The 22,810-nt window shown below is 42.4% G+C and carries 22 protein-coding genes; 18 read left to right on the plus strand and 4 right to left on the minus strand.

What is annotated here, in order from left to right:
- Position 1 precedes the first annotated feature (1 nt).
- From ACOYVE_RS02060 to ACOYVE_RS02070, 3 genes are read left to right on the plus strand one after another with little or no spacing between them, the layout of a single operon-like run.
- Positions 2-922 (plus strand): ABC transporter ATP-binding protein, encoded by a 921-nt coding sequence (locus ACOYVE_RS02060; protein WP_014855529.1) that lies wholly within the window; start codon positions 2-4, stop codon positions 920-922.
- Positions 915-1,751, plus strand: coding sequence for an ABC transporter permease (locus ACOYVE_RS02065; RefSeq protein ID WP_014855528.1), 837 nt, complete (start codon positions 915-917; stop codon positions 1,749-1,751). The genes ACOYVE_RS02060 and ACOYVE_RS02065 overlap by 8 nt, the downstream gene beginning before the upstream one ends.
- Positions 1,752-1,760: 9 nt before the next feature.
- On the plus strand, positions 1,761-2,414 hold the full coding sequence (locus tag ACOYVE_RS02070) for a LolA family protein (protein ID WP_422880631.1): 654 nt from the start codon (positions 1,761-1,763) through the stop codon (positions 2,412-2,414).
- Here the strand turns inward: ACOYVE_RS02070 and ACOYVE_RS02075 are convergent, their stop codons facing one another.
- Complete coding sequence (locus tag ACOYVE_RS02075; protein ID WP_014855526.1) at positions 2,415-3,020, minus strand: YceI family protein; 606 nt, start codon at positions 3,018-3,020, stop codon at positions 2,415-2,417.
- A gap of 130 nt (positions 3,021-3,150) precedes the next feature.
- On the opposite strand from ACOYVE_RS02075, the gene ACOYVE_RS02080 reads away from it, so the two are divergent.
- Genes ACOYVE_RS02080 through ACOYVE_RS02090 form a run of 3 tightly spaced genes read left to right on the plus strand, consistent with a single transcriptional unit; the run spans position 3,151 to position 6,832 of the window.
- Positions 3,151-4,590, plus strand: coding sequence for an ATP-binding protein (locus ACOYVE_RS02080; protein WP_014855525.1), 1,440 nt, complete (start codon positions 3,151-3,153; stop codon positions 4,588-4,590).
- Complete coding sequence (locus ACOYVE_RS02085; protein ID WP_422880632.1) at positions 4,591-5,769, plus strand: HDOD domain-containing protein; 1,179 nt, start codon at positions 4,591-4,593, stop codon at positions 5,767-5,769.
- Complete coding sequence (locus tag ACOYVE_RS02090) at positions 5,744-6,832, plus strand: HD domain-containing phosphohydrolase (RefSeq protein ID WP_422880633.1); 1,089 nt, start codon at positions 5,744-5,746, stop codon at positions 6,830-6,832. The genes ACOYVE_RS02085 and ACOYVE_RS02090 overlap by 26 nt, the downstream gene beginning before the upstream one ends.
- 2 nt (positions 6,833-6,834) lie before the next feature.
- Here the strand turns inward: ACOYVE_RS02090 and ACOYVE_RS02095 are convergent, their stop codons facing one another.
- Positions 6,835-7,110: an LPXTG cell wall anchor domain-containing protein gene (locus tag ACOYVE_RS02095; protein ID WP_422880634.1), complete on the minus strand. Its 276-nt coding sequence runs from the start codon at positions 7,108-7,110 to the stop codon at positions 6,835-6,837.
- Positions 7,111-7,229: 119 nt separating this feature from the next.
- Between ACOYVE_RS02095 and sucC the strand changes: the two genes are divergently transcribed.
- The 12 genes from sucC (at position 7,230) to ACOYVE_RS02155 (ending at position 20,015) form a co-directional block, all read left to right on the plus strand.
- Positions 7,230-8,441 (plus strand): ADP-forming succinate--CoA ligase subunit beta, encoded by a 1,212-nt coding sequence (gene sucC, locus ACOYVE_RS02100; protein ID WP_422880635.1) that lies wholly within the window; start codon positions 7,230-7,232, stop codon positions 8,439-8,441.
- 6 nt (positions 8,442-8,447) lie between these two features.
- A complete protein-coding gene (locus ACOYVE_RS02105) occupies positions 8,448-8,819 on the plus strand; it encodes a hypothetical protein (RefSeq protein ID WP_422880636.1) in 372 nt (123 codons plus the stop codon).
- 55 nt (positions 8,820-8,874) lie between these two features.
- Positions 8,875-10,209, plus strand: coding sequence for a cytochrome ubiquinol oxidase subunit I (locus ACOYVE_RS02110; protein WP_422880637.1), 1,335 nt, complete (start codon positions 8,875-8,877; stop codon positions 10,207-10,209).
- Positions 10,206-11,225, plus strand: coding sequence for a cytochrome d ubiquinol oxidase subunit II (cydB, locus tag ACOYVE_RS02115; RefSeq protein WP_422880639.1), 1,020 nt, complete (start codon positions 10,206-10,208; stop codon positions 11,223-11,225). The genes ACOYVE_RS02110 and cydB overlap by 4 nt, the downstream gene beginning before the upstream one ends.
- 17 nt (positions 11,226-11,242) lie before the next feature.
- Positions 11,243-12,106, plus strand: a complete 864-nt coding sequence (rfbA, locus tag ACOYVE_RS02120; RefSeq protein ID WP_014855518.1) for a glucose-1-phosphate thymidylyltransferase RfbA — start codon at positions 11,243-11,245, stop codon at positions 12,104-12,106.
- A 234-nt stretch (positions 12,107-12,340) separates the two neighbouring features.
- Positions 12,341-12,727, plus strand: a complete 387-nt coding sequence (locus ACOYVE_RS02125; protein WP_014855517.1) for a YbaN family protein — start codon at positions 12,341-12,343, stop codon at positions 12,725-12,727.
- 97 nt (positions 12,728-12,824) lie between these two features.
- A complete protein-coding gene (locus tag ACOYVE_RS02130; RefSeq protein ID WP_014855516.1) occupies positions 12,825-14,435 on the plus strand; it encodes a hypothetical protein in 1,611 nt (536 codons plus the stop codon).
- 3 nt (positions 14,436-14,438) lie between these two features.
- Complete coding sequence (locus ACOYVE_RS02135) at positions 14,439-15,146, plus strand: GDSL-type esterase/lipase family protein (RefSeq protein WP_014855515.1); 708 nt, start codon at positions 14,439-14,441, stop codon at positions 15,144-15,146.
- A gap of 10 nt (positions 15,147-15,156) precedes the next feature.
- Positions 15,157-16,545: a GDSL-type esterase/lipase family protein gene (locus tag ACOYVE_RS02140; RefSeq protein ID WP_422880640.1), complete on the plus strand. Its 1,389-nt coding sequence runs from the start codon at positions 15,157-15,159 to the stop codon at positions 16,543-16,545.
- A gap of 2 nt (positions 16,546-16,547) precedes the next feature.
- Entirely contained in the window at positions 16,548-18,275 is a 1,728-nt protein-coding gene (locus ACOYVE_RS02145) for an AMP-binding protein (protein WP_422880641.1), read from the plus strand.
- 1 nt (position 18,276) lies between these two features.
- Positions 18,277-18,510 (plus strand): acyl carrier protein, encoded by a 234-nt coding sequence (locus ACOYVE_RS02150; RefSeq protein ID WP_422880642.1) that lies wholly within the window; start codon positions 18,277-18,279, stop codon positions 18,508-18,510.
- A gap of 5 nt (positions 18,511-18,515) precedes the next feature.
- Complete coding sequence (locus tag ACOYVE_RS02155) at positions 18,516-20,015, plus strand: MBOAT family O-acyltransferase (protein ID WP_422880643.1); 1,500 nt, start codon at positions 18,516-18,518, stop codon at positions 20,013-20,015.
- Between the two features lie 6 nt (positions 20,016-20,021).
- Here ACOYVE_RS02155 and ACOYVE_RS02160 read toward each other — a convergent pair whose 3' ends face one another.
- Positions 20,022-21,329, minus strand: coding sequence for a thymidine phosphorylase (locus tag ACOYVE_RS02160; RefSeq protein ID WP_014855510.1), 1,308 nt, complete (start codon positions 21,327-21,329; stop codon positions 20,022-20,024).
- Between the two features lie 11 nt (positions 21,330-21,340).
- Complete coding sequence (locus ACOYVE_RS02165; protein ID WP_422880644.1) at positions 21,341-22,801, minus strand: sigma-54-dependent transcriptional regulator; 1,461 nt, start codon at positions 22,799-22,801, stop codon at positions 21,341-21,343.
- Positions 22,802-22,810 lie beyond the last annotated feature (9 nt).

Genomic DNA, 22,810 nt, shown 5'->3' on the forward strand with positions numbered 1-22,810 from the left:
ATTGAACGATACTATAATCGAAATTAACGGACTTACCAAAAAATTCGGGTCGCTGACAGCCGTCGATAATCTCGACCTGAAAGTTTATAAAGGAGACATATTCGGATTCCTGGGACCAAACGGCGCAGGGAAAAGCACGACGATTAGAATGTTGTTGTCGCTTATAAAACCCACGTCGGGTTCGATCAAAATTTTCGGTCTTTCCGTTAAACGCGACCGAAAGAATATAATGAGAAGAATCGGTGCCATAGTCGAAAAGCCCGACTTCTATCTCTATCTGACGGCGTATAAAAATCTTGAAATCCTTGGAAGACTCAGCGGAGCCGACATTTCCAAAAATAAAATAATGGAAATGCTCGAATTGGTGGGACTTGCTTCGAGACACAACAGTAAAGTGAAAACATTTTCCCACGGAATGAAACAAAGGTTGGGACTTGCTCAGGCGCTCCTTCACGACCCGGAATTGATTATACTCGACGAGCCGACGACGGGTTTGGACCCCCAGGGAATGAAAGAAATCCGCGAGCTGATTCTCTATCTCAGCCGAAGCAAAGGAAAAACGATTTTCCTTTCGTCGCACATCCTGCACGAAGTTGAAATGATTGCAAACAGAATGATAATTATCAACAAAGGAAAGAAAATTGTCGAAGGAAATGTGGCGGATCTTCTTCGCTCGGACAAAATGAACGTATCTTTCGAAGTTTCCGACCCGTTAAAAGCCTCGGAGATAATAAAAGAAATTGCCGAAGGCGGAGAATTTCATCCCGGATCCAATAAAATAACTCTCTCTTTGACGCAGAAGGAAATTTCGGAATTAAATAAAAAATTAGTCGAGAACGGTATTGAAGTTTATTCGATTGTTCCCGTCCGTTCCCTCGAAGAGTATTTCCTAAAAATTACGGAGGGGGCTAACAATGATTAATCTGATAAGAATAGAGCTGGTAAAAATTTTCGGCAAATGGAGAACTTATATCGGATTCATCGCGATAGGACTGCTCGTGCCGATAATTCAGACGGCGCTTTATTTCACCGGCAACGATTATATCAGTATGGTCACGAGAGGTTTTCGGGAAACGTTTATGATGGTGGGAAATTTGCTCAACGGATATTTCATCGCCAATCTGGTTTTGAATTCGCTGTTCATTCACATACCTTTTCTGATCGTATTGGTCGGAGGGGATATACTCGCGGGCGAAGCGACCGCCGGAACATACAGAATGCTGCTTGTAAGACCAGTATCGCGTTTCGAAGTGATTACGTCGAAGTTTATAGCGGGAATTATTTATGTGGTCGGCTTGATTTTATGGTTGGCTTTTCTGAGCCTGGGAGTTAGTTTGTTAATTTTCGGAACCGGAGAATTGATTACTTTCCGGGATAAATTAATCATATTCGCCTCCGACGACGTATTATGGCGCTTTGTTTATGCTTATCTCTATTCGATTCTAAGTATGACGACCGTATTTTCGCTTTCGTTTTTGTTTTCTTCTTTTGTAGAAAATGCAATCGGTCCCATAATCGGGTCGATGGCGCTGATAATAATTCTACTGATTTTATCGGCAATCCCGATTGACTTTTTCAATGCTATTCAGCCGTATTTCTTTACGACGCATATGCCAAAGTGGAGCCGTTTTTTTTCGGATGAAATTGATTATGCCGAAATTACAAAATCAGCTCTCTTTCTGGCGGGCTATACGCTTTTGTTCTTTATGACCGCCGCCGGAATTTTTATTAAAAAAGATATTCTAACCTGAGGAGGTCTAATGAGGAGCGCTATTCTTCTTCTTTTTGCCGCGTTTAACATTTTTGCTCAAAAGCAAAACGCCGAAGATATATTAAATAAAGTGATCAATAAATTCGAACAAGTCGAAGACTACGAAGTCGACCTCACTATATCAGCAGACCTGCAGATGGTAAAAATGCCCGACATGAAGTTGAAGGTTTTTTTCAAGCAGCCGGACAAACTTAAAATTTCTTCTGAAGGTTTTGCGATGGTTCCCAAAGACGGTGTTAATCTTAACCCGCTTAAATTTCTCAAAAGCGAATACAGCGCGGTTTACGTAAAAAATGAAAAAGACGAAGAAGAAAAGATTAATCTCGACGTAATCAAAATAATTCCTCTTAGCGATACGGCGGATTATATTCTCTCGACCGTATGGATAGATACGGAAAATTATCTTGTTAGAAAACTCGAGACGGTAACGAAAAGGGGCGTCAATGTTTCAAGCAAATTTTATTATAATAACACCGCTTATGCGCTGCCCTCTAAAGTGGTAGTCAGTTTTAATCAGAGCGGGGAAGTCAAGCCGGAGCAGGACGAAGAAAAACGTTTTCGCCAATCTCTCAAAGGCGTAGTAACGCTTACGTATTCCGGTTATAAAATCAATCAGGGACTGAAAGACGAATTCTTCAAATGATTATTTGGAGCTGCCTACGAGATTGAATTTAATGTCGATATTTTCGGCGACTTTATTGCCTACCAGTTGATTTTCGACGCCGAAATCGGAAAGCTTGATTCTGAAAGCGCCGCTGACCCCGATTAAATCGCCTTCTGTTATTTTCCTGGTTTCTTCGCTTTCGGGCAAATACGCTATTTCGGCGGTAACGGGAATTTCTTTGGATATACCGCGTATTGTCAACGCGCCTTTTAATACGCATCTGGTTTTATTGCCCCGGATCGAAAGAATTTTTTCGACGCCGGTCGCTTCGTATGTGATAAAAGGATATTTTTCGGAGTCGAGCCAGTTGTCGCTTTGCAAATGTTTATCGCGCAGATTAATGCCCGTTTTTATTGAATTTACGCGCAAAACAATCCTGCCATTAATTCCTTCTTTCAAATTTTGCGGATTTAACTCTGCGACTCCTGAAATTCCGTCGCCTGTGCCTGTGATATCCTCGAGCGGAGTAGCGCTGAAAAATATGATTTGATTTTTACCCGTTTCTTCATTGAAGTTAAACGTTGTTTTACCCTGCGCGTAAATAAATCCCGAAAGAAAAAATAATATAGCCAACAAGATTTTCATTTTTTATCGCCTTGTTTTGTGTGCAAATAAAACAATATTAGCGTTGACGCAGTTCACTCCTACCGTTTAAATAAAAGCCCTTTTTTTTCGATAATAACAGCGGATAACTCTATCGGAATTATAAGCGAATATGAATTTGGCCGTTATGCTAAATATTATTGCAAGACTGTTGTTTTTCGAAAGCGATATCAACGTTTTTTTGTTGATATTGCTTATCGTGGCTGGCGTGCTGGGAGTAGCTTACGCATTGAGAGTAAAAACCATAAATGAATTAAACAGGAAATTGGAAGATACCGTCCGGGAAAAAACCGCCGAGCTGATGAATCTCAACAGCCGGCTCGAAATAATGAATGCCGCCATCGACGCGGAAAAAGAGTACTTCCGCGTAACGTTCGAATCGATTGAAGACGGAGTAATTGCGCTCGATCTGGAAGGAAACGTAATCCTCGTAAACAAAGCTGCGGAAAATATTCTCGGTATCGAAGAAGAAGATATCAAAAATTATCAGCTCGTTGCTCTTTTCGAATCGATGCTTGAGGATAATGACAAGGCTAAATCAAAATATTTCGATGTGTCGGATTTTGACGAATTTATTTCGATGAAAAACGTACAGATGATTATCAACGCAAAAGACCAAAAGCGAAAAATTCTGCAGGTGAATTCCTCGGAGATAAAAGAACACGATGCCGTTCAGGGCGTTGTGTTCATATTCAAGGACAAAACCGAATTGGTCGCTATCGAAAATCAGCTTGCCGTGTCTCAAAAGATGGAATCGATAGGTCAACTTGCGGCGGGCATTGCCCACGAAATTAATACTCCGCTTCAATACGTAAGCGACAACGTAAACTTTCTGGACCACTCATTTTATTATGTTATGGAGTATACCGCGCTCCTGAAAAAAACGCTCGATGAACTCGACCCTCCCGAAAGCGTTAAGAAAAACATCGAAGACAAAGAAAAAGAATACGACCTCGAATATCTGAAAGAAGAAGTGCCGAACGCTCTGGAACAAACGCATATCGGAATACAAAGAGTAAGCAGAATTGTTCTTTCGATGAAAGACTTTGCCCATCCCGGCACAAAAGAAAAGTCGTATTACGATTTGAATCACGGCATCGAAGTAACCGCAAACATTACAAGAAATAAATGGAAATACATTGCCGACCTCGAACTGGAACTCGACCCGAAATTACCGAACGTTTATTGCAGTCTCGATCAGATTAATCAGGTAATATTGAATATGATTCTCAACAGCGTCGACGCAATCGACGAAAAGATCAAAGCCGGTCTTTATGAAAAAGGTACGATTAGAATCAAAACGGAAAACAGAGAAAAAGACGTAGAGATTGTGATCTGGGACGACGGAATCGGCATAAAGGAAGAAAATATGCACAGGGTGTTCGACCCGTTTTATACTACCAAAGAAGTGGGCAAAGGGACGGGACAAGGCTTGGCTATTTGCCACGATATTATCGTCAACAAACACAAAGGCAGAATTTTGATTAATTCCAGATATAAAGAAGGAACAAAATTTATAATCAGATTACCAAATTCAGAGGGGGCATTCTAAATGGAGCCGAAAATAATATTCGTCGACGACGAAATAAACGTGTTAAATGGTTTGAAGAGATCGCTTTACGCTTCTCAGTTCAAATGGAAAGCGTCGTTTGCTCAGAGCGGAAAAGAGGCGCTGGATTTTCTTAAATCGGAACGATGCGATATTATTATCAGCGATATAAAAATGCCCGGAATGGACGGCGGCGAATTGCTGAAAATCGTAAAGAAAAATTATCCGCATATTGTTCGCTTTGCCCTTTCGGGTTTTAACGAAGAAGAGCTTACAATTCAATCGAGCAATACGGTTCATCAATATTTTGCCAAACCGTGCAACTGGAATCTTCTGCGCGAAAAAATTGAGCCGGTAATGATACTGAGAGAATTAATCGTTAATAACGAAACGATTGAACTTATCAACAGCGGCGAGGTCGTTCCGGCGCTCCCGGAAATTTATTACAAGCTCGAAAAAGAGTTGAATTCGGAAGACATATCGATTCACCGGATCGTGAATATCATATCCAAAGATATGGCTCTAACCGCCAAAATACTTCAGCTTTCAAACTCTGCATATTTCGGCGCCGTTACGCAAATTACAAATTTGCACCAGGCGGTTACTATGCTAGGCATTAATATTATTAAATCGCTCGTCTTATACATCAACGTGTTCAATTTTGTGGATAAGAAAGAAAGGATTAAAAATTATATCGAAGAGCTCTGGAATCACAGTATTATGGTCGCTTCTTTGTCGAAACAAATAATGGAATTCTTTACTAAGGACAGGGTAAAAAGCGAAAGGGCATATATAGCCGGCATACTCCATGATCTGGGCAAAATTATTCAACTTTCGCTTTTGCTAAGAATGGGAAAAGAAAACATGTATCCGATGGAAGATAAGGAATCGAAAGAATTACTCGGGGCGAATCACTGCGAATTGGGAGCCTATCTGCTGAGTCTGTGGGGATTGCCGAAGGAAATTGTGGACGGCGTACTGCTTCACCATACAGCTCCCGTTATCGAGAGCGCCAACATGAGCGTTCACGGAGCCGTGCAGCTTGCCAATTCGCTCGCGGGTCTTAAATACGAAGACCCATACGTCCTAGACGCAATGAACTCAAACGAGCTCGTATGGGAATTAATCGAAAGTCTAAAAAACAGCGGTGGAAAGGATGAAAACACGGGTCTTACTGGTTGACGACGATGCAGTCGCGCTGGCGGGTTATAAACGAAATCTGAGGCAGCATTTCGAGGTTTATACTGCTGAAAATGCCGCAGCCGCTCTTCAGTTTATAGAAAATTCGGAGCCGTTTGCAGTCGTCGTTTCCGACTTCAAAATGCCGGGAATGGACGGCATTACATTTCTGAAAAAACTTGCGGAAACGAATCCCGACACGGCGCGTATTATTCTAACCGGTTATGCGGAACTGAAGGTCGCCGTTGACGCAGTTAATGAAGGAAGCGTATTTCGATTTCTAACCAAACCCTGCAATTCGGAACAGTTGCTGAACGCCATCAAAGCCGGGGCGCGTCAATATGAACTGATTAATTCCGAAAAAGAGCTGCTCGAAAAAACTCTTAAAGGCAGTATAAATATCTTAATCGATATACTTTCCCATTTGAATCCGCAGGTTTTTAAAAGAGCAAATAAACTCCGGAATATAGCCCATAATGTAGCCTCCGTTCTTAAAAGTGAGGAAATGTGGGAAATCGAAATGGCTGCCATTCTGATGCAAATCGGTCTGGTTGCCATACCCGATGAAATTATTACGAAAAAATATAACGGCGAATCTCTCTCCCCTGAAGAAGAGGAGCTTTATAAGTCATATATAGAAGTCAGCGGAAGCCTGCTCAAAAATATTCCCCGTCTTGAGAAAGTTGCCGAAATAATATCGGGGGGCGGCAATACTACAGCCTCTCAAATTCTTGCAGCCGTTAACGATTACGATACTTTGATTAATGAAGGGAACGAACCTGCCGACGCTCTCGAATTGATGAAAAAAAACGGCAAGTATAACGACGATATATTGGCGGCTCTCCACGCCGAAGTGGTCGGAATTTATGACGGACTTGTCATAAAAGCTATCAGATTAAACGAACTCGAAATCGGGATGGTTCTGGCGGACGATATCTGCGATTCGTACAATAAAGTATTGATTGGAAAAGGATGCGAAATATCGCAGGTGTCGTTGATTAAACTTAAGAATTACGCCAAATTCAACAAAATTATAGAACCGATAAAAATATTCGACGCGGAATGATTCTACGATGCGCTCCGGTTGTTTTTCTTCCTGAAAAAAAAGAAGAGAAACGCAGTCGATACAATTATTATTCCGCTCAGTACAAGGCTTAAGTCCAGACCCCACACGAATTTGTCGACCCACTTGCGCTCCGTCCAGCCGAATAAATCGTCTTTTGTTTCTACCAGCGCCTGAGTTTTTGTAAAAATTTCGCCTCCGTAGAAGAGCCAGATTGCGAAAGTAATTAATATTAACGAGAAGGAAATAATTATCAAATACTTCTGCTTTTTGTTCATCATTCCTCCTTTTAATTCGTTAAACAAATTTCGCATAATGGAAATTCATTGAATCTCTTATTTAAATGACTTAATTTTTCGGGTGAAAGAATAATAATTGCCGATTAAAACGGAGAAGTTTTATGAAAATACACGAATTCCAGGCGAAAGAAACCCTCAAAAAATACGGCGTGCCGGTTCAGGACGGCTATGCGATCAAAGATTTATCGGAGCTCGACAAGGCTTTGTCAAGTTTGAAAGCCGCCGGAATTAATCAGTTTGTGGTTAAATCTCAGATTCATGCCGGAGGCAGGGGAAAAGGCAAAATTTATAATGCCGACAATCGGGACGAACTTGTGCTCGAAGGCGGGGTTAAATTTACAAAAGACGAAAACAAGGTAAGAGAATACGCCGAAAAAATGCTCGGAAATATTCTCGTTACGCATCAAACCGGCCCGGAAGGCAAAAAGGTTAAAACGCTTTATATAACCGAGGGACTTGACTACAAAAAAGAATTGTACGTGGGGATTTTACTCGATCGGACGGTTTCAAAAAACGTTATAATGGTTTCAACGGAAGGCGGTGTGGAAATCGAAAAAGTCGCCGAAGAAACTCCGGAAAAAATACTGAAGGTTTGGATCGATCCAGCAATCGGATTCCAGCCTTTTCAGGCGCGAGAATTAGCCTTCGGGCTTGGCTTGAAAGGCGCCGCATTCAAGAATTTTATTCCGTTCATTATGAAACTTTATAAAGCATACGAAGAAACCGACGCTTCGTTGCTCGAAATAAATCCGTTGGTAATTACAAACGACGAAAGAATTGTCGCTTTGGACGCCAAAATGAATTTTGACGACAATGCGTTGTATCGCCACCCTGAAATAGCGGCATACAGAGACCTCGACGAGGAAGACCCGCTCGAAATCGAAGCTTCCAAATATAATCTCAATTATATAAAACTCGACGGCAATGTGGGTTGTATGGTAAACGGCGCCGGACTTGCTATGGCGACAATGGATATTATTAAACTTGCCGGCGGCGAACCGGCTAATTTCCTCGACGTCGGCGGAGGCGCTAATAAAGAAACGGTCGCCAACGGCTTTAAGATTATTCTTTCCGATCCGAATGTTAAAGCCATTTTAATAAACATTTTCGGCGGTATCGTACGATGCGACAGAGTGGCTCAGGGCGTTATCGACGCGGTTAAAGAAGTGAACGTCACCATTCCCGTCGTAGTTCGTCTCGAAGGAACTAATGCCGACATCGCGCAGGATATGCTGAAAAAATCCGGACTTAATTTCGAAGTCGCTTCTTCGTTGAAAGAAGCTGCGGAAAAAGTAACGGCGGTAATAGGTTGATTTAAAATGATCGAATTAAAAATTACAATCGAAGCGGCGCTGGCTCTGTTGCTCGACAGAATCAAAGTCGAAATGAAAATGCGGCACAAATCGAACGACATAAGCAAGTTTGCCCGCTTCGAGGACTTAAGTTACAAACACCAGATTAAAATTGTGGAAGCGGCAATATTCGATACGATATTTCTGCTTCCCGTCGATATTATTACACAAAAGTCGAATCTGTCTCTGATAATTACCGAAACGGTTAAATCGCTCTATAAAGTTTTCAGGAAAGAAGAATTTCTGCTTTATAACAAGAAACAGTCTGATAAAATCATTAACTATATTTATAATTATTTTACGACAAATCTGAAAGACGACGGATTCAAAAACAACTGACGTTTTATAGAGTCCCATATTTATGACACTCTAGGGAAAATAGAAGGATTTTATAATGGACGCTCTATTATTGGCAAGGCTGCAATTTGCGTTGACGATCGGTTTCCATTTCATATTTCCGCCGTTGAGCATCGGACTGGCATGGCTGCTTGTAATATTCGAAGCGCTTGGCTGGAAAAAGAAAGAAGAAGCCTACGTTAAAATCGGTAAATTCTTCGGTAAAATTCTCGGACTTATTTTCGCGATGGGAGTCGCTACCGGAATTGTTATGGAATTCCAGTTCGGGACAAATTGGGCGGAATATTCGAAATTTGTGGGCGACGTGTTCGGCGCGCCGTTGGCTGCAGAGGGAATTTTTGCATTCTTTATAGAATCGACATTCCTGGGACTTTATTTGTTCGGGCGCAATAAAGTTTCGAAAGGCATACATTGGTTTTCGATTTTTATGGTGGCGCTCGGAGCCACTATATCGGCGTTCTGGATTCTCGTTGCCAATTCATGGCAGCAGACGCCCGCAGGCTATGTAATCCGAAACGGCAGAGCCGAATTGACCGATTTCTGGGCTGCGGTGTTCAATCCTTCCACATTGCCGCGTTTTTTCCATACAATCGACGCATCTCTGATTAGCGGCGCGTTTCTCGTTCTCGGAATTTCGGCATACCTTATTCTGAAAGGCAAAGAAGTGGAAACCGCAAAAAAAGCTTTTAAAGTCGCTTTGATATTCGGATTGATTGTCTCGGCGCTGGAAGTTTTCCCGTTCGGACACGAACACAGCAGACAAGTGGCTTTAACGCAGCCGGAAAAGTTTGCAGCCACTCAGGGTCTTTATACTACGCAGAGCGGGGCTCCGATTGCCATCTTTGCAATCCCGGTCGACAATCCTCCGGAGCTTAAAGCTCCCATTGAAATTCCCGGACTATTAAGCTGGCTGGTATTCGGAGACATAAACGCAGAGCTGAAGGGAATTGACCAATTCCCGCAAGACGAAATTCCTCCTCTTTTCATTACTTTTGTGTCGTACCATAATATGGTGATTCTGGGTATGTATTTCATTTTTATTACCGGTATGGCGGTTTATTTGTATTGGAGAAAAAAATTGTGGGATAAGAAAATAATTTTAAAAGCGTTCGTCTGGTCGGTTCCGCTTCCCGTAATTGCATGTCAACTCGGCTGGATTACCGCCGAAGTTGGAAGGCAACCGTGGATTGTTTATAAACTGCTTAGAACATCGGAAGCGGCTTCGATTACCGTAAGCGCGGGCGAAATTCTATTTTCGATCATTTTATTCGGCGTAATTTATCTCTTGCTCGGTTCGTTGTTCCTTTATGTGTTATTTAAAGAAGTAAAACACGGGCCCGAGCCGCTTCAAAACAAAGAGGTGGCAGCGTGATCGATCTGAATTTGATTTGGTTCATACTTATTGCGGTGTTGATTGTCGGATATGCGGTTCTTGACGGTTTTGACCTCGGCGTGGGAATAATCCATCTTTTTACAAAAGACGAAAAAGAAAAACGAATCAACATAAACGCCATCGGACCGGTTTGGGACGGTAACGAAGTCTGGTTGATAACTGCCGGGGGAGCTCTCTTTGCCGCTTTCCCGATGGTCTATGCTACGGTCTTCAGCTCTTTCTATATTGCCTTGATGCTGCTTTTGACGGCTTTGATTATGAGGGCGGTCTCTTTTGAATTCCGCGGAAAAGTCGAAAGCAAATCGTATAAAAACATTTGGGATTCCGCTTTCGGGTACGGAAGTTTGTTTATTTCGTTATTGTTATGCGTGGCGTACGGAAATATACTCAAAGGCATTCCGATCGATAGCAACGGAATTTTTCGCGGTTCGTTTATCGGTCTTTTGAATCCCTACGCTCTCCTTGTCGGATTAACGGGCGTTGCGTTGTTCGTTATGCACGGCGCGGTTTATATGACTGCCAAAACCGAAGGCTTGCAACAGGAAAGAATGATTAAATGGGCTAACGGCGCGTGGATTGTTTTTATTTCGCTTTATGTGATTACAACCCTCGCTACTTTCTTTTATGCAAAATATTTGTTCGACGGCATTACGTCGAATCCGTTATTCTGGATATTCTTCCTGACTCTTCTAATTTCGATTGCTTTGCTGCCGGTTCAATTAAAGAGCGGGAAATATTTCCGGTCGTTTTTAATTTCGTCTTTAATTGTCGTTTCGGTAATCGGTTTGAGCGCGGTCAGTCTTTTTCCTTATCTGACGCCTTCTTCCATCGATTTGAATTATAGCCTGACGGCATATAACGCGTCTTCTTCCCAATATACGTTAAAAACAATGCTGATTATAGCGCTGATAGGAATGCCGCTCGTAATTGCATATACCGTTTATGTCTATCGCATTTTCAAGGGGAAAGTGGAAATAACGGAAGAAAGTTACTAATAAAAAGAGGAGCGGATTTGAAAGGAATAATATTAGCGGGAGGTTCCGGATCCAGGATGTATCCCGTCTCGAGAGTCTACAGCAAACAATTGACGCTTATCTACGATAAACCGCTTATTTATTATCCTTTGTCCGTACTAATGCTTGGCGGGATAAGAGAAATTTTGATTATCTCCAACAACGAAACAATCCCGCTCTATCAAAAACTTTTCGAAGACGGTTCTCATCTGGGTTTGTCGATTCAATACGCGGTGCAGGAGGCGCCAAACGGAATTGCCGAAGCTTTTATTATCGGAGAAAAATTTATCGGCGAAGATTCGGTATCCCTTATACTCGGCGACAATATCTTTTACGGCAAGCTCGACTTCTTTTATAAAGCCGTTAAAGAAAACAACGGCGGAGCCACAATCTTTGCCTATCAGGTTAAAGACCCCCAACGTTACGGCATCGTGGAATTCGATGAAAACGGGAAGGCGATTAGCATCGAAGAAAAACCGAAACAACCGAAATCCGATTTTGCAGTGCCGGGATTATATGTTTATGATAATAAAGTAATCGAGATATCCAGGAATCTTAAGCCCTCGGCGCGAGGCGAACTCGAAATTACGGATGTGAACAAAGCATATTTGGAGCGGGGCGAATTGCGAGTCGAAAGAATCGGAAGAGGCGTCGCATGGCTCGATACCGGCACTCCTGAGGCTCTGCTAAAAGCTTCTCAATTCTTCGGCGTGATTGAAGACAGACAGGGATTAAAAGTAGCGTGCATCGAAGAAATTGCATACCAGAAAAATTTTATCGACAAAAATCAATTTCAAAAATTAATCGAAAGCATTCCGAAATGTTTGTACCGCGACTATTTGGAGCGCGTTCTGGAAGAATAAATTAAGCATCATGTCGTATTTAAAAAAGATTTAAAATGCTTTTCAGAATACCGCGCAGACTGCCGGCGATAAAATTATTAACCTCAAAACCTCCAAACCAAGAACCACGAACCCCAAAACCAAGAACCACGAACCCCAAAAACAAGAACCCCCAAACACCCCAACCCCTAACCCCTAACCCCTATTTTATTATATTTACCCAATAAATTTTATTCATATTCAACATACACTAACATGAAAAGCCTTTACAGAAGAATTTTGATAGTCTTCGGATGGATATTTGTAGGACTCGGAATAATCGGGATTTTTTTGCCGTTGATGCCGACAACGGTATTCTTTATACTTGCGGCGGCGTCTTTTGCGCGCAGTTCGGAAAAATTTTATAATTGGCTGATCAATCACCCGAGGTTCGGAAAGATCGTAAAGAGCTATATGGAGCAGAGAGGCATTCCCCGCAAATCGAAAATTATTGCAATTACAATGGTTATACTGACTATCGGAAGTTCGGCTGTCTTTTTTACCTCCAGCTTAACGTTGAGAATTATACTTGCAATTATTGCTTTCGGAGTAATTGCATATCTGCTTTCGTTAAAGACCGTCGACGTTGCCGAAAGCGATTAATTTTGAGCCTTACGTCATTTAAATAAGGTAAATTTTCTCAAAGTTTATTATTTTTATCGCAAGATTTATACATCATACCAATCAAGGAGAAAATCCTATGGGGCTATTTTCCCGGGGGATAAAGGATGAACTGCACCGACTGCGCGAGGAAAACGACGAACTGAAAAATACGCTTCATGCATTTGTTCAAAGACATTCCAGCCTGAACGACATCGAAAGAAAAATTGCCGAAGCCGAAAAAGAGTTTGAAGAACTTACCAAGCGAAACGAAGAACTCTCGTCCCTGGTTGAAGCCCTGAATAACGAACTCGAATCGAAGAATAAATCCCTCGAAAATTTGAAAGCCGAACTTACCGAGCTCGAAGAAAAAAGAATCGTCTACGAGCAGGAAACTTCCGAAACGGTTCCGCAATATCCGGCTGAATCCGAAGAGCTCCTGAAGAAAAAAGAAGAAGAGCTCGAAGAGCTAAACAGAAAATACGAAGAATTGAACGAGGCGTATTTAAAACTCGAATCGGAGTTCGTGGAACTTCAAAACAGAGCGTCGGATAGTATGAACGGCGAAGACGTTCCCGCGGAACTCAAAGAGTCTTATTCGGCCATAGAAAAAAGAATAGAAGAACTGAAAGAAGAAGAAACCCGAAAGAAAAAACAACTTGCCAGACTTGAAGAACAAATTTCTTTGAGCGAAGAAATTAAAACAAACCTCGAAAAATCGTTGAGTGTAATTCTAAATCAACTACATGAAAAAGAACAGGTTTATTCGGAATTCTTATTCAACAGGGACGAAATATTAGAGGAAATAAGAAAGAACAAAAACCTTCTCGACGAATTGAATTTGAGCATCGAATCGGAAAATAAGAAACTCAATGAAATCAAAGAGGAAATATCTGCGCGTGAAAACGACAGGCAAAATCTTATTAACGAAATAAATAAGCTCGAGAATGTAAAAAGACAGCTGCAGGAGGGAATCCTTCAACTCAAAAAGGAAAACGAGGCTCTTTTCGAAGTAATTGGCAAGCAAAAGAAATCGCTGGAAGAGTACGAAAAGAAAAAATTCGAGCTCGAGGAACACGCTCTCAACGTGGAAAATAAAGTTAGCCAAACGCTGTCAAGGTTCAACGAAGAGCTAAATTCATTGAAACAGGAAATACTGGACAAAGAAAAGGAAATTTCGGCAAAGGAAAAATTGCTGCTCGAAAAAAAATCGACTATTGCCGAATTCGACGGCGCCGTTAAAGTGCTCGAAAAAGAAAAACAAATTCTCGAAGAGTCGAATCGCGCCTTGCGGAACGAAGAATACGAATTGAATGACAAACTCAATGCAATTAAGTCTGAATATTCCGAAATCAAAAACAGAATCGAATCGCTCAAATCGGAAACTCTGGTTCTGGAAGAACAAAAAAAATCGGTTGAAAAAGAGATAAAGAATTTGCTCAAACAGTCGAGTCAGGAGTATTCTTCCCTCGACGAAACAAAATACCGATTGTCGCAGGATTTAAACGAAGCCAGGACAAAACTAATCGAACTCGAGAACAGATACGAACAATTGAAGAATGATTACAAAAAACTGAAGCAGGAAGCTTCGGATATAGAATTGAAAAAGGAGGAATACACAGCGAGAATTTCGGAATTAATTGCTCTGGAAAAAAGTTTAAAAACCAGAATTTCCGAATTCGAAAAACAATTAGACAACACTTCGGATTAAAGGGTGAATTTGAGAAAAATATTCTTTCCCGCTATATTAATGCTTGCGCTCTCTACGACGGCTCTCGTTTACGGGCAATCGGATTCGTTGCCTCGATTCAAGAAAAATCCCAATTACGACAGAATGAACGCCCTCTTCGATATTTATAAAACAAAGCAGGCGGACATCGTATTCCTGGGAAATTCTCTTACCGCGGGAGTGGATTGGAGCGAGCTTGTCGGCAGATGCAACGCAGTCGGAAGAGGCATACCCTCGGACATTATTCCCGGCTTTCTGGAAAGGCTCGACGACATTATTCGTCTAAAACCTAAAATTGTATTTATCATGGGCGGCGTTAACGATATTTATAATTGGACTCCCGTCGACGAAATCTATTTTAATTATCTTAAAATAATTTCCAGACTCCAATCCAAAAATATCATCCCCGTTATTACGTCGGTAACTTATGCCGCAAAAAATTACGCCAAAGACTGGGGCGGCACGCCGGAAGTAAATGCGGGCAGAAATCGCGAAATTGACAAGCTCAATAAAATGCTGAAGAACTACGCGCTCCGAAATAAAATCGACTATATCGATTTGAATGAACTTATGGCAAAGGCCGACGGTTTCATCAATGAAAAATATACGTGGGACGGATTGCATTATAACGCCGAAGGATATAAAATCTGGGCTGCGGAAATTGAAAAAATTTTATCAAAATATAAATTATGAAGGGTGCAATATGGAAAAAAATTATATAAGACAGCCGGCCGTTATACTTGCCGGCGCTCTGTTGATTTTATATCTGCTTTCGTTTGTAAATTATGAATATACTATCGCGGGCTTTACGTTTCGTAATATCGATTTTTTTATGGACGTTAAATCCGACCCGGCGGAAGAAGAATTCTCGAACAATAGCCGCGTAGCAATCGAGCCGCAAGCGTTATTTGCGGGATTCGATTTTTTAAAGCCTCTCGAATTTTTTACCGCCGAAAAAGACAACGCAAATTATGCTTATCAGGGGCAAAAAACCGGCTTTTATGGAAATACTGAACAGCTTAAATATTTTTTTGACGCTCTTTCGAATGCAAAAACGAAACCGTTTAGGATTGCCCACTACGGCGACTCGGTTATAGAAGGCGACCTGATAACCGCCGATATACGAGAACTGCTTCAAAAGAAATTCGGCGGCGACGCTGTCGGATGGCTCGGTATAGTTTCCCAGGATGTCGCTTTCCGCACCACTACGAAACATACGTTCTCCGACAATTGGGAAACTGCGTCGGTCTATACGAGCAATCCTAAATCATTAAAGCTCGGAATCAGCGGCGAAGTTTTTATCCCTCAGGGAAACGCCTGGGTTGAGTACGAAGTAAGCCGATTGAGAAGATCGCTCAAAGGGTTTTCGAAAGTAAGAATTTTTTATTCGGACGCTAAAAGTTCCGATATCTATTACTCGTTCGACAATTCTTCAAAAAAGTCAGCGCGTCTTAATCCCGGAATCGGAATTCAGGAATTGGTTCTCGATGCAGGGAAAACCGTCAAGTCGGCGCGAATTGAATTCCCTCAAAAAGAGCAGGCTCATTTTTACGGCGTCAGTCTGGAAGGCGCGCCCGGTATATACGTAGATAATTTTCCGCTCCGGGGCAATTCCGGCGTCGATATCGCGCAGATCGACCCTGCGACTCTCAAAGAATTTTCGAAGTATCTTAATTATAAACTCATTATTCTCGAGTTCGGATTGAATATTTTGGGCTCGCGAATGACCGATTACAGTTGGTACGAAAGAGAAATGGGAAAAGTAATAAAAAATCTGAAAGAAGCTTTTCCGGGAACAAGTATTGTAATGATAAGCGTGCACGACAAAGCGCGCAAAAGCGGCTCGAAATTCGAAACGGATCCTGCGGTATTCAAATTGCTCGACGCTCAGAAAAAGATAGCGCAAAACAACGGCGTGGCATTGTGGAGTTTGTTCGACGCAATGGGCGGCGAAAATTCGATGCACAGCTGGGTAACTGCAAACCCGCCTCTGGCTTCGCGCGATTATATCCACTTCAATAATCAAGGAGCGGAAAGAATAGCCGAACTCTTTGTCGAATCGTTGCTCGACGAATACAACAAGAGGAAATAACAATGGAAAAATTCAATATCGAGGAAGCCGACACTCTCTGGAAAAGGTGGAAGCTTAATTCGGAAAGATATCCGGATAAAGAAGCTGTGGTTCATTGGATTGCCGGAGAAGAACCTTTCAGATGGACATACAAAAATTTAATCGAAGCGGCTGAAAAATTTTCCGTGGCTTTGAAAAAGCAGGGAATCAAAAAAGGCGAAGTTTGCGCAATCATTATCAGGCATAATAAATTTCTCTATCCTCTCTATTTTGCAGTCGTACGATTGGGCGCATTGCCGGCAATTCTTGCTTATCCTAACCCGAGGCTGCATCCGGACAAATTTCGCCAGGGATTGGAGGGAATGTCCCAGCGATCGGGACTCGATTATGTATTGACGGAAAAGGAACTCGATCCGTTAATCAGACCTTTGATAGACAAAGAGGGAAGCACAATAAAAAATATCTTCTTCCCGCTCGACTGGAATCCGGAAGAAGATTTCGATCCGGTTTTGAACGGGGAAATCGAAAAAGCCTCGTCCGAAATCAAATTCGAAGAAGAAGCGTTTTTGCAGCATTCGTCCGGCACAACCGGATTGCAAAAACCCGTTGTGCTTTCGCACAAGGCGCTTCTTTATCATGTTAAATATCTCGGCGAACGGCTCGGGATGAACCGGAATGACAAAGTCGTAAGCTGGCTGCCACTCTATCACGATCTCGGTCTTATCGCCGCGTTTCATATTCCGCTGGCATACGGCATTACGACTATACAAATCGATCCGTTCGAATGGGTCCTGGCGCCGATATTGCAGCTCGAAGCGGCCGCCAAAGAAAAAGCCACAATGACGTATATGCCGAACTTCGCTTACAACGTTCTCGCGGAAAAAATCGACGAGGAAGAGCTGGAGGGAATAGATTTGTCGAGCTTGCGAGCCGTTGTGAACTGCGCCGAACCGATACGCCACGAAAGTCACGTTAAATTTATAGAGAGATACAAAAAATACAACCTCGACCCGCTTGCATTGGCGGGAATGTATGCCATGGCGGAAACCACTCTTGCAGTGACCGTAACCGACTTGGGAAAACCGATTAAAGAAGTAAAAGCCGATCGGGACGAACTTGCGAAGGGAAAGGTTAAACTAGCGGACGAAAACGCTTCCGTCAGAATTTGCGTTTCGTCCGGAAGATTGATTGAAGGCTGCGACGCGCGAATCGTCGACGACAACCGGCGGGACGTTCCCGACGGCATAGTCGGTGAAGTAGCGGTTAAATCCATATCGATGTTCGACGGTTACCGCAATTATCCCGAAAAAACCGCCGAGGTCGTTGAAAACGGATGGTATTTCACCGGAGATTACGGTTTCAAATACGAAGACGAGTTTTTTATAATCGGCAGAAAAAAAGATATTATTATCGTCGCCGGAAAAAACATTTATCCGGAAGATATCGAAGACGCGGTCAATCAGGTGGAAGGAGTTATCCCCGGCAGAGTGATTGCATTCGGCGAAGAAGACCCGCAATTGGGTACGGAATTTATTAGCGTCGTTGCCGAAACAAAAGCCGGGACGGAAGAAGAGAAAAACAATCTCCGTCTGGCAATATTAAAAGCGGGAATGAGTATCGACGTAGGAATTCATAAAGTCTATTTGGTTCCGCCGAGGTGGCTCATAAAAAGTTCTTCGGGCAAGCCGAGCCGTAGAACAAACAAAGAAAGATTAATAGGCAATAAAGACCCACAAGTATGGAGCAGATAAAATGATTTCACCGGAATTAAAACAGGTTATATTGAAACAGCTCAATCTGGACTACTTCGACATTAAGGACGAAACGACGGCGCCTGAAGTTCCCGGGTGGGATTCGCTTAACCATATTAATATAATACTTGCTATTGAAGAGCATTTCAAAGTGAAATTCAAAAGCTATGAATTGCTGCGCCTCAAATGCGTGGGCGATCTGCAAAAACTTCTCGATTCCAAATTAAACAAATAATCGTTATGACGTCGATTATCGATTTCAATAAACTTATTGAACTGCTTAGATATCAGCCCGGAGATCCGCTCGTATTCAGTACGGCGCTCTTTCTGGCGCTCTTTACCTTCTTCATGATTTTGTATACCGCGTTTGTTAAAAACAATGCGTTCAGAATCGGGCTGATAATCTTCTTTTCGATTTATTTTTATTATAAGTCCGCCGGATATTATGCGTCGATATTAATTGTTTCGGCGGCGATTAATTTTTACTTCGGCAAATGGATTTCGGCTACGGAAAATTTTTCTTATAAGAGATTGATTCTTATTGTTTCTTTGATTGTCAATCTGGGACTTCTGAGTTACTTCAAGTACACGAATTTCGTTATAGAGATTATTAACGGAATCGGCGACGGAAATATCGAACCGCTCGACATTTTCCTGCCGATCGGCATCTCGTTTTACACGTTCAAAGCCCTTACTTATGTGTTCGATATTTATTACGACACATTGAAACCGACTGATAGTTTCAGGGACTTCGCCCTCTACCTTTTCTTCTTTCCGAATTTACTTGCAGGTCCCATCGACAGGGCGGCGGATTTTCTGCCTCAGATTAATAAAGAACCGTTTATTACAAAGAAGGAACTCGGACTGGCCGTTCTTCTGATATCGACGGGTCTAATTAAAAAAGTGGTAATCGCAGACTACATCAGTTTGAATTTCGTAGACCGCATATTCGACTTTCCGCTCCGTTATACAGGCGTCGAAAATTTACTTGCAATCTACGGTTACACGCTGCAGATATACTGCGATTTTTCGGGCTACTCGGATATGGCAATCGGCGTGGCGTTGTTGATGGGATTCCGTTTGATGGAGAATTTCAATTATCCTTTCAAAGCTACCAGCATTGCGGATTTCTGGCGCCGCTGGCATATTTCATTATCGCGCTGGCTGCTCGATTATCTTTTCCGTCCGCTGCAGATGAAATACCGCAATCTCAGAGTTTTCGGCAATATGATCGGAATCTTCGTTACTTTTTTACTCTGCGGGCTGTGGCACGGCGCCGGTTGGAATTTTATTTTATGGGGCGCGCTTCACGGTTTTATGATGTCGTTCTCGCTTTTAATTCAAAAACCGAGAGCCGGCTTATATAAAATGCTGCGCATCGAAAATACAAAGTTTTTACGATTCTTCCAGACGTTAATCACATTTCACCTTATTGCATTGACTTTTGCCGTGTTCAGAAGTTACGACCTGCAGACGGTGTTCGACATGCTTTCGCAGATAACCGAATTTTTCCACGCGGAAGTTTTCGTTCAATTTATAGAAAAGATGCCTTTGATTACAGGATTGATGGCGTTGGGATTTTTATTTCACTTTCTGCCGTCGAAACTGTATGATTACAGCGTAACTCTTGTATCGAGGCTTCCTTTGGCAGGAAAAATATTACTGTTGACCGCCGCTATATGGCTGGCGGCTCAATTTAAATCAGCCGATATTCAGCCGTTTATTTATTTCCAATTTTAGAAAAAATTAAAACTCGATTTTCTTTTTTACAAGTTTCGGAGGCGGAGTTTTTTCGCGGCTGATTTCAACAGAGTTTTTAATCGAATCGGAGGCTGCGTCGAGAACGTCTTTGTTGTCCGTAAAGATTTCGGCAATCAGATCTCCCTTTTTAATTTTCATCCCTATTTTGGGATAAAAAATTATTCCGGCTTTCGGATCGATTTTGTCTTCTTTTTTCAACCTGCCGGCGCCCAGCATAACTGACGTCATTCCGATTCTGTAAGCGTCGATTGTTTTTATGAATCCGGTTTTATCGGAGAGTATTTCTTTTCTGTATTTCGACGCGGGATATTTTTCGGGTTTTAAAAGGAACGAAACGTCGCCGCCCTGCAGTTCCGTTATCTCCGTGAATTTTTCAAAAGCTTTCCCGTTCGAAATCAATTCTGCGGCGATTTTTTTCCCTTCAACAATATTTTTCGATTTGCCGCCCAAATAAATCATCGCGCCCGCCAATGTAACGCTCAGTTCGTACAAATCGTTTTTTATTTCGTTTTTGAGAACAAGTATCGATTCGTAAACTTCGAGCCAGTTGCCAATGTAATTCCCAAGCGGTTGATTCATATCTGTTATGAATGCAATTACCTTTTTATCGAATGCTTTTGCCGTATTTCCGAGAGAAGCGGCAAGTTCAAGGGCGTCGGATTGTTTTTTCATAAATGCGCCGCTTCCGGTTTTAACGTCGAGCACGAGTCCTTCGATGCCCTCGGCAAGTTTTTTGCTCATTATGCTGGCGGTTATAAAAGGAATCGATTCGACCGTGGCGGTTACGTCTCGCAGGGCGTAGATGAGTTTGTCCGCCGGAGCGATATCTTTTGTCTGGCCGATCATAACCGCGCCGCATTTTTTCAAAACGGATTTGTATTTCGATAAATTCAAGTCGGTGCGGAATCCCGGTATCGATTCGAGCTTGTCGAGAGTGCCGCCGGTATGTCCGAGCCCCCTGCCGCTTATCATCGGAACTTTTACGCCTGCTGCCGCTACGACAGGAGTAAGTATCAACGAAGTTTTGTCTCCTACGCCGCCCGTCGAATGTTTATCTATCTTTGAGCCTTCGATTGCCGAGAGGTCGATTATTTTGCCGCTGTTGAGCATCGATTCGGTCAGATACGAAGTCTCGGATTTATCGAGTCCGCGTATAAAAGCCGCCATTAAAAAAGCGGAGAATTGATAATCGGGAATTATACCGGCGGTAAAGTTCGAAATCATAAATTCTATTTCCCGGCTCGTTAATTTGCCGCCGTCTCTCTTTTTTTTGATTATTTCTATTGCGTTCATTTTTGCTCTTTTTATTTGAGTCCGAGTTCTTTGCACATTCTGTAGTAATTAGGGGGAGCCAGTCCGAGAATTTTTGCGGCTTCGGCGTCCGAATTGGTTTTGCTCCTTATGTATTGGAAGTATTTTAGTCTCAGTTGTTTTTCCATCTCTTTGAGCGTAGGATATCCGTTTCCGGATTTGAAGGAGATGCCGTCGTCTCGGGAAAAGCCGCCGGATGAAGATGTCGATTTACCGATTGCGTTTGCAATCTGTTCGGGCGTAATTATGTTCTCGCCGTAAAACAAAAGGCGTTGAACGAGATTCTTCAATTCTCTTACGTTGCCGGGCCAATCGTATTCTACCAGCATCGACATTGCTTCTTCGGTTAAAGCGGGCATCGGTTTGCCGATATCCAGGGCGTAATGGTTCAGGAAGTAATCGGTCAAATAAATTATGTCTTCCTTGCGCTCGCGAAGAGGGGGAATATATATCGGGAGAACGTTCAAACGATAAAATAAATCTTCCCGAAATCGACCGGCTTTAACTTCTTCGTCGAGATTCTTATTCGTGGCGGAAAGAATTCTTACGTCCACTTTTATTTTGTCGAGTCTGCCGAGTTTTTCGACTTCGCCGTCCTGTAAAACTCGCAACAGTTTAACCTGCGAAGTAAGGGGCAGCTCGGGAATCTCGTCCAGGAAAATCGTGCCCTTGTCGCCGACTTCGAACAATCCCGGTTTTGCTTTGTCGGCTCCCGTAAAAGCGCCTTTTTCGTATCCGAACAGTTCGCTCTCAATTAACTGTTCCGGAATTCCGCCGCAATTGATCGGTACGAAATTTTCATATTTCCGGACGCTGTTGTAGTGTATGTTATATGCAACGAGTTCTTTGCCGGTTCCTGATTCGCCGGTTATGAGAACCGGAGCGTTGCTGTCCGCAATTTTTTTAATTTGTTCCCTCAGTTTTACAATCTGGTCTGAAACGCCGATGATTTGTTTGCTGGTAAGAATTCCTTCGACGTTTCTTTTAATCTTTGCTTTTGAATTGATTCGCTCTCTCAGCAGTTCTTTCTTCTCGTAGGCGTTGAAAATCGAAAGCACAAAATCGGTCGGTTGATAAATATATTCCTCGATGTCGACGGGATATTTTGTGCAATACCAGAAAGCTCCGGCTGTAATCAAACTTTGAGCGAATTCGTAATCGGTCAGATTAATCGTCATTTTTGTGATGACGATTATCTGAATCGAGGGGTCGGTGTCCTTGATTTTTTTTATCAGATACTCGCCGCGAATGCCGCCGGCAATCTGATAATCCATAATTACAATGTCGAACTCGTTCTTTTTTTTCTCGAGAAGTTCGATCGCCGATTTCCCGTCCGACACTACTTCGGATATAATGATTCTCTGACTGAACGGCGCGATCGTATTTTCGACGCGGCGTACGTCGAATTCCTCGTCTTCGATGAGTAATATTTTGATTGTACGATTCTTATCCATATCAAAAAA

The organism is Melioribacter sp., assembly GCF_049325435.1.
In the GTDB taxonomy this organism is placed as follows: Bacteria; Bacteroidota; Ignavibacteria; order Ignavibacteriales; family Melioribacteraceae; genus Melioribacter; species Melioribacter roseus.

Coding starts and splice junctions, on each gene's coding strand:
- ACOYVE_RS02065 (WP_014855528.1), top strand. CDS start 915: ATGATTAATCTGATAAGAATAGAGCTGGTAAAAATTTTCGGCAAATGG.
- ACOYVE_RS02070 (WP_422880631.1), top strand. CDS start 1,761: ATGAGGAGCGCTATTCTTCTTCTTTTTGCCGCGTTTAACATTTTTGCT.
- ACOYVE_RS02075 (WP_014855526.1), bottom strand. CDS start 3,020: ATGAAAATCTTGTTGGCTATATTATTTTTTCTTTCGGGATTTATTTAC.
- ACOYVE_RS02080 (WP_014855525.1), top strand. CDS start 3,151: ATGAATTTGGCCGTTATGCTAAATATTATTGCAAGACTGTTGTTTTTC.
- ACOYVE_RS02085 (WP_422880632.1), top strand. CDS start 4,591: ATGGAGCCGAAAATAATATTCGTCGACGACGAAATAAACGTGTTAAAT.
- ACOYVE_RS02090 (WP_422880633.1), top strand. CDS start 5,744: ATGAAAACACGGGTCTTACTGGTTGACGACGATGCAGTCGCGCTGGCG.
- ACOYVE_RS02095 (WP_422880634.1), bottom strand. CDS start 7,110: ATGATGAACAAAAAGCAGAAGTATTTGATAATTATTTCCTTCTCGTTA.
- sucC (WP_422880635.1), top strand. CDS start 7,230: ATGAAAATACACGAATTCCAGGCGAAAGAAACCCTCAAAAAATACGGC.
- ACOYVE_RS02105 (WP_422880636.1), top strand. CDS start 8,448: ATGATCGAATTAAAAATTACAATCGAAGCGGCGCTGGCTCTGTTGCTC.
- ACOYVE_RS02110 (WP_422880637.1), top strand. CDS start 8,875: ATGGACGCTCTATTATTGGCAAGGCTGCAATTTGCGTTGACGATCGGT.
- ACOYVE_RS02125 (WP_014855517.1), top strand. CDS start 12,341: ATGAAAAGCCTTTACAGAAGAATTTTGATAGTCTTCGGATGGATATTT.
- ACOYVE_RS02130 (WP_014855516.1), top strand. CDS start 12,825: ATGGGGCTATTTTCCCGGGGGATAAAGGATGAACTGCACCGACTGCGC.
- ACOYVE_RS02140 (WP_422880640.1), top strand. CDS start 15,157: ATGGAAAAAAATTATATAAGACAGCCGGCCGTTATACTTGCCGGCGCT.
- ACOYVE_RS02145 (WP_422880641.1), top strand. CDS start 16,548: ATGGAAAAATTCAATATCGAGGAAGCCGACACTCTCTGGAAAAGGTGG.
- ACOYVE_RS02150 (WP_422880642.1), top strand. CDS start 18,277: ATGATTTCACCGGAATTAAAACAGGTTATATTGAAACAGCTCAATCTG.
- ACOYVE_RS02155 (WP_422880643.1), top strand. CDS start 18,516: ATGACGTCGATTATCGATTTCAATAAACTTATTGAACTGCTTAGATAT.
- ACOYVE_RS02160 (WP_014855510.1), bottom strand. CDS start 21,329: ATGAACGCAATAGAAATAATCAAAAAAAAGAGAGACGGCGGCAAATTA.
- ACOYVE_RS02165 (WP_422880644.1), bottom strand. CDS start 22,801: ATGGATAAGAATCGTACAATCAAAATATTACTCATCGAAGACGAGGAA.